The sequence below is a fragment of the Geodermatophilus sp. SYSU D00700 genome, assembly GCF_054050255.1.
This window is the reverse complement of the sequence record NZ_JBJGZA010000005.1, coordinates 132,878-144,196: the sequence shown is the minus strand read 5'-3', so window position 1 is coordinate 144,196 and position 11,319 is coordinate 132,878. Positions and strand designations below refer to the sequence as shown.

Annotated in this window: 8 protein-coding genes, 1 tRNA gene and 2 pseudogenes; 5 read left to right on the top strand and 6 right to left on the bottom strand. The window is 71.5% G+C overall.

The genetic code is table 11. The annotated features are described in order from the left end of the window. Positions 1 to 1,515, bottom strand: a complete 1,515-nt coding sequence (locus ACI79V_RS06350; RefSeq protein WP_456887574.1) for an MDR family MFS transporter — start codon at positions 1,513 to 1,515, stop codon at positions 1 to 3. Between the two features lie 137 nt (positions 1,516 to 1,652). On the opposite strand from ACI79V_RS06350, the gene ACI79V_RS06345 reads away from it, so the two are divergent. Further along, positions 1,653 to 1,726 (top strand) — tRNA-Pro (locus ACI79V_RS06345). Positions 1,727 to 1,912: 186 nt separating this feature from the next. Here ACI79V_RS06345 and ACI79V_RS06340 read toward each other — a convergent pair. From ACI79V_RS06340 to ACI79V_RS06325, 4 genes and pseudogenes are all read right to left on the bottom strand, one after another. Then, complete coding sequence (locus ACI79V_RS06340) at positions 1,913 to 2,188, bottom strand: tyrosine-type recombinase/integrase (protein ID WP_456887573.1); 276 nt, start codon at positions 2,186 to 2,188, stop codon at positions 1,913 to 1,915. A gap of 68 nt (positions 2,189 to 2,256) precedes the next feature. Further along, positions 2,257 to 2,772 (bottom strand): annotated as a pseudogene (locus ACI79V_RS06335) (tyrosine-type recombinase/integrase); the annotation flags it as partial. A gap of 390 nt (positions 2,773 to 3,162) precedes the next feature. Continuing rightward, a complete protein-coding gene (locus ACI79V_RS06330) occupies positions 3,163 to 3,471 on the bottom strand; it encodes a helix-turn-helix domain-containing protein (protein WP_456887571.1) in 309 nt (102 codons plus the stop codon). A 294-nt stretch (positions 3,472 to 3,765) separates the two neighbouring features. Continuing rightward, a complete protein-coding gene (locus ACI79V_RS06325) occupies positions 3,766 to 3,990 on the bottom strand; it encodes a hypothetical protein (RefSeq protein ID WP_456887569.1) in 225 nt (74 codons plus the stop codon). A gap of 653 nt (positions 3,991 to 4,643) precedes the next feature. Here ACI79V_RS06325 and ACI79V_RS06320 point away from each other — a divergent pair. The 3 genes from ACI79V_RS06320 (at position 4,644) to ACI79V_RS06310 (ending at position 7,967) form a co-directional block, all read left to right on the top strand. Further along, positions 4,644 to 5,432: a ZIP family metal transporter gene (locus ACI79V_RS06320; protein ID WP_456887567.1), complete on the top strand. Its 789-nt coding sequence runs from the start codon at positions 4,644 to 4,646 to the stop codon at positions 5,430 to 5,432. 588 nt (positions 5,433 to 6,020) lie between these two features. Next, on the top strand, positions 6,021 to 7,241 hold the full coding sequence (locus tag ACI79V_RS06315) for an epoxide hydrolase family protein (RefSeq protein WP_456887566.1): 1,221 nt from the start codon (positions 6,021 to 6,023) through the stop codon (positions 7,239 to 7,241). A 156-nt stretch (positions 7,242 to 7,397) separates the two neighbouring features. Beyond that, the gene (locus ACI79V_RS06310; protein ID WP_456887564.1) at positions 7,398 to 7,967 is read left to right on the top strand and encodes a hypothetical protein; all 570 of its coding nucleotides are present in this window, start codon (positions 7,398 to 7,400) and stop codon (positions 7,965 to 7,967) included. 271 nt (positions 7,968 to 8,238) lie between these two features. Here ACI79V_RS06310 and ACI79V_RS06305 read toward each other — a convergent pair. Continuing rightward, a pseudogene (locus ACI79V_RS06305) lies at positions 8,239 to 8,506 on the bottom strand (IS3 family transposase); the annotation flags it as partial. A 7-nt stretch (positions 8,507 to 8,513) separates the two neighbouring features. On the opposite strand from ACI79V_RS06305, the gene ACI79V_RS06300 reads away from it, so the two are divergent. After that, the gene (locus ACI79V_RS06300) at positions 8,514 to 11,105 is read left to right on the top strand and encodes a DUF4062 domain-containing protein (protein WP_456887563.1); all 2,592 of its coding nucleotides are present in this window, start codon (positions 8,514 to 8,516) and stop codon (positions 11,103 to 11,105) included. Positions 11,106 to 11,319: the final 214 nt, after the last annotated feature.

Here is an 11,319-nt window from a genome sequence, read left to right as displayed (position 1 = left end):
TCAGTCCGCCGGCGCGGGGTCGCTGTCGAAGCGCAGCGGCTCGGTCCGCCGGGGCATGGCCAGCACCGCCAGGGCGATGACGACGGCGGTCAGCGCCGTCGCGACGAAGACGCCGTGCGAGGCCGCGTGCAGGCTGTCCCGGGCGAACTCGGCGACCGCGCCGCCCTGGGACAGCGCGGCGGTCGTGCTGTCGACGTCGGTGGGCACCTGGCCGTCGAGCCCGGGCGGCGGTGCGGCGAAGCGGGCGGCCAGCGTGGTGTTGGCGATCGCGCCGAACACCGCGGCGCCGACCGCCGAGCCCATCGAGCGGGAGAACATGTTGGTGGCGGTGACGACGCCGCGCCGGTCCCAGCCGACGACCGACTGCACCGCGACGATCAGCGGCGCCGACGACAGCCCCAGGCCCGCGCCGGTGACGAACATCCACGCCCCGACCTGCCACAGGTGCGCGCCGGGGGCGAGCAGCGCCGTCCCCGCGGTCCCGAGGACGGCGAGGGCGGTGCCGAGCAGCGCCGTGGTGCGGAACCCGATCCGCAGGTAGAGCCGGCCCGACAGGCTGGCCGCGATCGGCCAGCCGAGGGTGAGGGCCGCGAGCGCGAAGCCGGCCTCCAGCGCGCTGGCGCCGAGCACGCCCTGCGCCCAGGTGGGCAGGTAGGAGCTCAGCCCGATGAGCAGCGCGCCGAGCCCGAAGGCGGCGACGTTGCCGGTGAGCAGGATGCGGCGGCGCAGCACCCACGGCGGCAGCACCGGCTCGGCCGCCCGCCGCTCGACGAGGGCGAAGGCGACCAGCAGGACGACCGCCGTGGCGAGGACCGCGAGGGAGACCGCCGACGTCCAGGCCCAGGCGCTGCCGCCCTGCAGCAGGCCGAGGATGAGCAGCGCGGCGCCGGCCGAGAGCAGCACGGCGCCGGCGGCGTCGAACCGGTGCTCGCGGCGCTCGACCCGCTCGGTCCACCGGCGGAGCAGGGCGACGAAGGCCAGCGCGCCGAGCGGCAGGTTGACCAAGAAGATCCAGCGCCAGGACAGGTGGTCGCTGAAGACGCCGCCGAGCGTGGGCCCCAGCACGGCGGAGATCGCCCACACCGAGGCGAGGTAACCCTGGACGCGGGCGCGCTCCTCGACGGTGTAGATGTCGCCGACGACGGTCATCCCGATCGGCTGGATCGCGCCGGCGCCGATGCCCTGCAGCGCCCGGCCCACGATGAGCGCCGGCATCGACCAGGCCAGGCCGCAGAACACCGAGGCCGCGACGAACACCGCGATGCCGAACAGCAGCACCGGCTTGCGGCCGTGGACGTCGGCGAGCTTGCCGTAGACCGGCACGGTGACCGCCTGCGTGAGCAGGTAGACGCTGAACAGCCAGGGGAACTGGCTGAACCCGCCGAGGTCGTCGACGACGGCGGGCACGGCGGTGGCGATGATCGTGCTGTCGAGCGCGATGAGCGCGGTGCTGAGCATGACCGCGCCGAGCACGGGGCCGCGCTCGGAGCGGAGCCCGACCGAGGCCCGGGTCACGGTTGTCACGAGCAACGACAAAGCCGGGGCGGCGCCGCTCATTCCCGGGCGGCGCGCGCCGGACCACCGGGGAGACCGAGGAGCGGGTGGGGTAACCTGCTCTGGCAGCGATCGGGCGGTGCGAGCCGCCCGGCGCTCGGGCTGTAGCGCAGCTTGGTAGCGCACTTGACTGGGGGTCAAGGGGTCGCAGGTTCAAATCCTGTCAGCCCGACAGCGGGAAACCGCAGCTCAGGGGCCGTGTCCGGAGAGATCCGGAACGGCCCCTGAGCGCTTCCTGGGGCGATTTGACCACCATTGTGACCACCATCAGCCGACCCTGAGTTCCCGTCGGCGCAGGCCAGACAGCCGTGGAGGCCCTCCCCGAGCTGGGCATCTCGGTGACGGAGAGCGATTGCGGCTACCGGTCGAGGTCGTCGCCGAGCAGGTCCATGGCCTGGCGGGCAACGTCGGGGGAGACGTGGCCGTAGATGTCGCCGGTGATGGCGATCGAGCTGTGGCCGAGGATCTCGAAGACCACCTTCAGCGGGACGCCGCCGGTGAGCAGCACGCTCGCCGCCGAGTGGCGCAAAGTGTGCAGCCCCGCCCTCGGCAGGCCGGCCTTCGTCGCCGCCACCCGCAGGGCCCGGAAGGCGTTCCGGGGATCGCAGGGCTCGCCGAACTCCGTGGTGAACACGAAGCCGGTCTCGCGCCACGCCGCGCCGGCTCGGCGCCGCTCGCGTCCTGGGCGGCGTGCACGGCCCGCAGCAGGTGCTCGGCGGGCGAGCTGATGGGCACGACGTGCTTGGACTTCGCGGTCTTGGGCTCGGTGACGACCAACGCTCCGTCGATCCGCGACAGCGTGCCGCGGACGCGCAGGGTGTGCCGCTCGAGGTCCACGTCGGACCAGCGCAGGGCAAGGGCCTCGCCGCGGCGCAGGCCGGTGTGCACCAGCAGCGCGAACAGCGGCGCGTAGCGGGTGCCGCGCGCGGCTTGCAGCAGAGCGGCGACCTGCACCGGCGTCAGGTGCGGGGCCTCCTTGATCGTGACCCGAGGCCGGCGGACCGCCGCGGCCGGATTGGACGCCAGCGCACCGTCGCGGACGGCGGTGTCCAGGATCGCTCGCAGAATCGTGTAGGCGGACCGGATCGTGGACTCCGCCAGGCCCTTGCGCCGGAGCTCGACCACCCAGCCCTCGACATGGGAGGGGCGGACCCTGTCCAGCGGCAGCCGTCCGAGAGGACTGCTGAGGATGTGGGTGCGGGCGACGCCGGCGTACATGACCTTGGTGTTGCGCTTGCGCTCGGACGCCTCCAACGACGTGCCGATCCAGTGCTGGGTGAAGGCCGCGACCGTCTCCTTCCGGTCGCGCGCCGGTTGCCCGCCCTCGATCCGCTTCCGGATCTCGGCGGCCTTGGCCCGCGCCTCCCGTGCCGTTTCGCCGTAGACGGTGTGCCGGCTCGCCCGGCCGGAGTCGTCGGTGACGCGGAGGTTGATCTGCCAGCGTCCGTCGGGCCGATGGCGCGGGGTCGAGCCCTCGCTGTTACCTCGTCGCCTGCTCGTCGACCGTGCTCGTGGCGTCTGAGGGCTCACCGCTGGCTCCTCCCTCGCCGCTCACCGAAGGACGAGTGTCGTGGGAAGGAGGGCTGCCCACCGTGGGGAGTCCACAGGTCACTCGGCCTGCGCCGGGGTGTGGACAAAGTCGAACAGCGCGCCCTGGTGCGGGCTCGTTTGGCTGCCTCGGCGCTGGCGCAGAGCTGGCGATGGTGGCGGGGGAGCCTGGAGGCGATCGACGTAGCGCTCGAGTTCTGCGCGCGGGAGACGGCAGCTGCGGCCGATGTGCACCGGCCGCAGGTCGCCGGCCTTCATGAGCGCATAGATCGTCGTGCGGCCGATGCGGAGGACCGTCGCCGCTTCCGCGGGCGTGAGCAGCAGGGGACTGCTGGCCAGCACATCCTGAAGGGGCTCCGGGTCGCCCATGTCCTCTCCCTCCCGGTTCGTTCGTTCCGCCCGCCGGCGGCGGACAGCGGCCACGCGCGGACGGCGGCTCAAGCGGTGCGTCCGTCGACGATGGGGGAGCGGCCTCGGGTGCCTCTCCAGTGCTTCTGCGACCAGGGATGTGCTGTCGACACGGCAGGGCAGCTCGGGGCTGCGACGGTCCTCCAGTTCCCGGAGCCTCAACTGGAGAAGGCCGCTCAGGACGCGTCCGAAGGCGGTCCGGAGATCGGCGCCATCAGTAGGCCTCCGGTACGCCCCTTGCCTCAGGCGCACTCGTCACCGGGATGTGTGTCGGGGACCCCAGATCGCGCGGCGCTCGTCGGCGGCTCGGAGGCGGACGTAGGGGCGGCGGTTGTAGGCCTCGAGGACGGCGTCGAGTGCCACGGACAGTCCGGAGAGGTCGCGGTCGTAGATCCGCCCGTCGTCGAGTTGCTGGGCGAGCTCCTGCAGCGCCTGGGGCCAGTCCCGGCGAGTGAGCGGCAGCCGCGTCGGGACCTCCACGCGCCGCTCGACGACCTGGACTGCGCTACGGCCGGAGGCCGCGGCCCGTGCTTGCTCCCAGGCGCGTTGCCGGCATGCCGGTGAGCACCAGGTGGGGATGCGCCCGCGAGCCTTCGGCTGGATCGGTCCGCCGCACCATCCGCAGGTCGTCGCCGCTCGGCGGCGATCACTCGGATCCGCTGCGGCGGAAGTTGCCTCTGCGCTTCCGGCGTCGGCGCTGGGCGCAGGCTTCCGGGACGCCGCTGGTCGTGGCTGCTGACGGAGCTCCCGCTGTCCCCTCCGCTTCCTCACCATGGCAACCAGCGTATTCATCACGACGGAATTTGCACCCGACGGTGCATGAGGTGTGATGCCTCGTGATCTTGGACTCTCCGGTGCCGTTCGTCTCGGCCTGGGCAGCGCTTCGAAGCGGATAAGCGACGCGACTTGGCGGTCCGTGAGACGACACCGGCGCCCGGGGAGGCGTCTCTGAGGGCGGCTTCAGGGACAGCGGCACACACTGGTCGGGCGCACGTCGGCGGGCTGCTTCGCCGCGGTCAGCAATGGCTGAACCCCTGAGCCAGCGTGGTAGCGCACGTCGTGCCTCCCGGACCTGTTGCGAATCCGTGCACGAAGCCATATGGATCGCCGGCCCGACGCGTTAGGGAGAGCGGATGAGGCAGGCCGTGTTCTACGGAGTCGTGGCGTCCAGCCCGTTGATCCTGGGCGCCTTTCTGGGCCTGAGGTTCCGCCTGCCCGAACGCTTGCTGGCGTCGGTGCTCGCGTTCGCCTCCGGGGCGTTGATCACCGCGCTCGCCTTCGAACTCTTCGAAGACTCCTACGAGCAGGGAGGGCTCTGGCGCGCCGGCCTCGGGATGGCCGTCGGTGCTGTCGTCTTCACAGTCCTCAGCGCTGCGCTGGACCGGTGGGCCCAGCCAGAGGAAGCACCGGAGGACCACGAGGAAGAGGGCAGCCCGAAACTCGACAAGGACGCTGCCACAGCCGATCGCCCGGCGACGGCGACGTCGACGAGAGGGGCCGCGGGGCTGGCACTCCTCGCCGCCGTGACCCTGGACGGTGTGCCGGAGAACGTCGCACTGGGAGTCTCCCTCGGTGAGGGGACAGGAGGCCTGGCCCTCCTGGCCGCAATCTTCGCTTCCAACCTCCCGGAGGCACTCGTGGGCAGCGCCTCGATGCAGGCCCAGGGGCGCTCCTCGCGATTCATCATCGGCACGTGGGCCGGCGCCGCTGTGCTGCTCGCGCTCGCCGTCGTCGTCGGCGCGGGACCGCTGTCGGCTGCCGACCCCACGACCATCTCCCTGCCGCTCGCCTTCGCTGCAGGAGCCGTGCTGGCCTCGCTCGCCGACACGCTCATGCCGGAGGCATACGAGCAGGGCGGACCGTCGGTGGCCTTGAGCACGACCGCAGGCTTCATCCTCTCGTTCCTGCTCGCGACACTCTGAGGCGCCGGCCCTGTTGCGAACTAGTGCCGTCGAGGAAGTGTCCTCGAGTGGGCCGCTGTGGGACAGGCGACGAACTCACGGTGGTGGAACCGGTGACCACGTCGCACCCGGGTCTCGCCCTGGCGGCTCACTGGTCGGTCGTCGGGCCGAGCAGTCCGTCGACCAGCGACGAGCCTGGGAGGGCGGGCGCCAGGACGGGCACTGCTTCTGACGGCCGTAGTCAAATCGTTGCCCGCAGCTCAGCGAGCACAGGGCGCGCGCCCGTGACGGCCGCCGCCGGCTCCCTGGCGGGACCGGCCTACGGGCCACGGCGCGCTGCCCTGCGGCGGTGCACGTAGCCCTCGAAGGTCCGTCGCGGCTAGTGCTGGTCATCCTCAGGCCGGCCGGAGGTGGCCTTCTGGAGTGGGGTTACCCGCCGCAGATTGGGCCCCGGGGGTGAGCCAGTGACCTCACTGGTTCGAGGAAGCGCCCCGGAGCGTGACGGTGGTCGAGCCATAGAAGCCTCGGGTCCTGCCGGTGCCGTTGTGCGCATCGCAGCTATGGGCCGGGTCTGCGGCTTCCCCGCATCCGAGCTACGAGGGACAGGCCATGACCACAGTCGAACAGCAGGCCGACATCCGTCCGTTCCAGGTAGAAGTACCGGAGGAGGCACTGGCCGACCTGCGTCGCCGGATCGCCGCGACGCGGTGGCCGTCCCGGGAGCTGGTCGAGGACCGCTCCCAAGGGGTGCAGCTGGCGACGATGCAGGCGCTGGCCCGCTACTGGAGCACCGAGTACGACATGCGCCGGGTCGAGACAAGACTGAACGCGCTGCCGCAGTTCACCACCGAGATCGATGGGGTGGACATCCACTTCCTCCACGTGCGCTCACCGCATCCGGACGCCCTGCCGCTGATCATGACGCACGGCTGGCCCGGCTCGGTCATCGAACTCCTGGACACCGTCGGACCGCTCACCGACCCAACCGCACACGGCGGACGCGCCGAAGACGCTTTCCACCTGGTGCTGCCGTCCCTGCCCGGCTACGGCTTCTCCAGCGAGCCCGCCGAGCCCGGCTGGGGGGCCGGCCGCACCGCGCAGGCCTGGGCAGAACTGATGCGCCGCCTGGGCTACACCCGCTACGTCGCCCAGGGCGGCGATCTGGGCGCCATCGTCACTGATGGGATGGGCCGTCAGGCACCCGAGGGGCTGGTAGGCATCCACACGAACTTCCTCGTGACGGTGCTGGCCGACCCCCCGCCGGAGGAGTCCGAGCAAGAACGCGCGGCTGCGGCTGCGCTCGCCGAGTTCCAGGCCACCGGCTTCGCCTACTTCCTGCAGATGACCAATCGGCCGCAGACGATCGGCTACGCCCTGCTGGATTCGCCCGTAGCCCTGGCGGCCTGGATGCTCGACCATGACACGGACAGCTACTACAAGATCTCCCGCGCCTTCGTTGACGGGCAGCCCGTGGGCAACCTCACGCGCGAGCACATCGTCGACAACATCACGCTGTACTGGCTGACGGGCACCGGCGCCTCGGCCGCCCGGTGGTACTGGGAGTTCGGACGGTTCGTGGCCGCAGCCCAGGCGTCCGGCCAGGCTCCTCCGGAGGTCCCGGTTCCGGTCGGCTTCACCACCTTCCCTGGCGAGATCTGGCGAACTTCGCGCAGATGGGCCGAACGGAGCTACCCCAACCTCACCTACTTCAACGAGGTCGACAGGGGCGGTCACTTCGCCGCATGGGAGGAGCCGGAGCTCTTCACCTCCGAGGTGGCGGCCGCCTTCCGTCCCCTGCGTACATCAGCGATCCCTCAGCCGCGTCGGTGATCGGTGAACGGTGGCTCCAGGGACACGATCGGTCCCTGGAGCCACCTTCGAAGGCATCTCGGAGCAAGGGGGTCGACGAGCGAGGGCCGCCGTCGATGACGTCGGACCCGGAAGCCGCGAGCGATGTCCTCGTACTGCCCGCTGACGGGGTGGCGATTGATCCTGGAGCTCGGTCGCCTCGCACCCACGCCGCACGACACGCAGTGGTACCGCCTGCACGTGGTCGACAGTCGGACCGCCCACGTGTGCATCGATGAGTCGATCGTGATCCCGTCCACCGATCCTCACGACCAGTTCCGGTACGTGGGACTCGGCGTTGTCACCCGGCACCGCGAGCTGGCCGCACGTGCCACCGGGTTCGAGCGGCACACGACCTTCGACGATGACGGTGCTCAGCATCCGGTGGTGGCCCGCATCGTCGGGCGGCGACCGCCGGACGAGGCGCTCGCCGTCCTGCTGCACACGCGTCGGACGGGCCGGTTCCCCTACGACGACGAGCCGGTGAGCGCCGCAGCGATCGGAGCCGTGCAGGCGATCGGCAACGGTCGGACGACCCTGGCCATCACCACGGACCCCGTGATCGTGCAGGCGGTGCTGGAGCTCGACAACGAGATCCTGCTCGACGACCTCCGGGACAAGGCACCAGCCGCGAGCTGGACAGCTGGATCCGGTACACGGAGCGCTCTCGGCGAGGCCACCAGAGCGGCTTCACGCCGGCGTCGCTAGCGACCCCGGCATGGAAGATCTGGCTGGTGTTCCGGCTGCGGTCGCTGCTCGGGGTGGCTGTGGTTCGGCGCTGTCTCCCACGCAGTACTTGGCGCAGAACCGTGCCGCGAGCGTCGGATGGATCTCTGGGCCGCTAGCGACCCACCACGACCAGTTCCGGGCGGGCAGGACCCTCAGGGATGCGTGGATTGCCTTGACGAGGCACAGCTACTACCTGCAGCCATGCGGATGGGACTGCGCCGACTTCAGTTGACTCGGTTCGGTGGGGCGATCAAGCCGTGTGAGCGGCCTGGGTCAGTGTCTCCAACTGGATGGGTGTGAGTCGTCCGAGGCGGAGTTGCCGGCGGCGCCGGTGGTAGGTCTTGTCGACCCAGGTGATGATCGCCAGCCGCAGGTCCTCTCGGGTGGCTCAGCACTGCTGGTCCAGGACGTTGCGCTGCAGCAGGGCGGAGCAAGAACTCCACCGCGGCGTTGTCGCCGCAGGCGTCGACGCGGCCCATCGAGCCGATCACGCCGTTGTTCTCGACCGTCGCAACGAAGGCAGCCATGACGGTGGACGAGCAGGACACGGTCGCGATCCGGACGCCGGACCAGCGGCTGCGCGTCTTCGTCAGCTCCACGCTGACCGAGCTCGCGGACGAGCGAGCGGCGGTCGCACGCGCCATCGTGGCGCTACGGCTCACTCCGGTGTTGTTCGAGCTGGGCGCTCGACCGCATCCGCCGCGTGAGCTGTACCGCGCCTACCTGGCGCAGTCGGACGTCTTCATCGGCCTGTACTGGCAGCGGTACGGCTGGATCGGGCCCGACATGGACGTCTCGGGGCTGGAGGACGAGTTCCGGCTGTCCGGGTCGATCCCCCGGCTGCTCTACGTCAAGGAGCCGGCACCCGAGCGGGAACCCCGGCTGGCGGCCATGCTCGCCGGGCTCCGGTCCGAGGGCACCGACTCCTACCGCCCGTTCCGCACCTCGCGGGAGCTGACGCGGCTGGTCAGGGACGACCTCGCCCTGCTCCTCAGTGAGCGATTTGCGACCGCGGGCCGGGCAGACCGCGCTCCGGCGTCCACCGCGCCCCGGGCCGCCGACCGGCCGGTCACGCGGACCCTGCCGCTGGCGTCGACGTCGCTGATCGGGCGCGAGCAGGACATCGACGCCGTCGCGGGCCTGCTGCAGTCCCCCGGGGCGCGGCTGGTCACCTTGACCGGGCCCGGGGGCGTCGGGAAGACGCGGCTGGCGATCGCCGTGGCGGAACGGGTCCAGGCCCGCTACCCACGCGGCGCGGTGTTCGTCCCGCTGGCCTCCGTCGACGACCCCGCGCTGGTGCTGCCGCGGGTCGCCGCCGTCCTCGGCGCCGCGCTCGACGGTGCCCGCCCGCCGCTGGACGTCCTGGCCGAGCACCTCGCGGACGAGCCGGCGTTGCTCGTCCTGGACAACCTCGAACAGGTCGTCGGAGTCGCAGCCGACCTCGACCACTTCCTGGCGCGGTGCGCCGGGTTGACCATCCTCGTCACGAGTCGCACGACGCTGCGGCTGCGCGCCGAGCGGGAGTACACGGTCGGCGCGCTCACGGTGCCGTCGTTCTCGGAGCGGCCGGGGGTGGAGCAGCTCGCTTCGCTGCCCGCCGTGCGGCTCTTCGTCGATCGAGCCCAGGCCGTCCGCTACGACTTCGCCCTCACCGAGCACAACGCGATGGCCGTCGCGGAGATCTGCCGACGCCTCGACGGCCTGCCGCTCGCCATCGAGCTCGCAGCAGCCCGCAGCCGGCTGCTGGATCCCGCTGCGTTGCTGGCCCGCCTCGGACGTCGCCTCGACGCCCTGGGCCCGGGGGCGGTCGACCTGCCCGAACGCCAACGCACCCTGCGCGCGACCGTCGAGTGGAGCATCGGACTGCTGACTGACGCCGAGCAGCAGATGCTGGCGACCCTGTCGGTCTTCGTCGAGGGATGGACCGTCGAGGCGGCCGTGCACGTCTCGGGTCTGCCCGAGGTCCGGACGCTCGACCTGCTCGACGAGCTCTCCGGGCACAGCCTCGTCAGCATCGACGTGACCGACGCCGGACCGAGGTTCCGGATGCTCGGATCGGTGCAGGAACTCGCCGCCGAACGCCTCGCCGCCCGGGAAGACCGGGCGGACGTCGAGCGGCGGCACGCCCAGTACTTCGGCGCCCTCGTCGAGAACGCTGACTGGCCCGCCGAGCACCAGCGCGAATGGGCCGCCCGACTGCGCACCGAGGAGGAGAACCTCCGGGCCGCCATCCGCTGGTTCCTCGCGCACGACATCACACCGCTCCCGCGCATCTTCCGGATCCTCTACCTGTTCTGGCAGATGCGCGGGCGTGTCCCGGAGGGCCGCGCCTGGATCGCCGAGGTCCAGCGACGAGCCGACGCCCTCGACGACCGGGGCCGGGCGGAGCTGCTGTTCACGTCGGCCATCACCGCCGTCGAGGTGGGGCACGACGACAGCGCGCTCGCCGCGGTCGACGGGCTCCGAGGTCTCGAGGGCCGCATGGACGACCCGTACCTCGAGAGCGCCGCGCAGCTGGCGATGTCCTGGATCCTGCCCCTCGTCGACGACTACGACGGAGCGCTCGAGAAGGCGTCCGCGGCGCTCGACGGCTTCCGCCGGCAGAACGAGCCGTTCACGGCATTCGCTGCTCTGACCGTCGGCGTGATGGAGATGAGGCTCGGCAGACCTGCGGCCGCCCGCGCCCACCTGATGGAGGTGGACCAACTCGGCGGTCAGTTCGACAACACCTGGCTCACGTCGACAGCCCGAGCCGAGTTGGCCGCCCTCTCGGTCAGAGCCGGCCGGTTCGACGAGGCCCGAGCGCTCCTGGCCGGCTCGGTGGACACGAGCGACAACACCGAGGTGAGCACGCTCAGCTTGACGCTCTCGCTCGTCGCCTCCGCGCACCTCGCCCTGGCCCTGGGTGACGCCCGGCGGGCGGCCACCGCCCTGGGTGCGGTCGACGGACTGCGACGGCGAGCGGGCCTGCGGGCCTGGCCCTCGGCGCGGCCCGGCGAGAGTGAGCTGGCCATCCGAGTGGGGCAAGAGATCGACGTCGAGGACTTCCAGGACGCCTTCGCCGCCGGTGCCGAGCTCACTCATCGCGAGGGGGTCGCATTCGTACGCCAGTCGTGAGGAAGCGGATGTGCAGGTCCTGGAAACCGAGCCCCGCCGTGCGCCGGCCCTGGCGCGTCTGCGGTGTCCACCCAGCTGTGGCCGCACCCTCCACCTCCTGACGTCGGAGCGCCCTTCAGCGGGTCGACGCACAGCCGAACGGGCGCGCGTGGTCCGTCGATCACGGCGCCGCGACGGCCGATGAATCCGGTGCCTGAGTGGCCGTCTGTGGCTC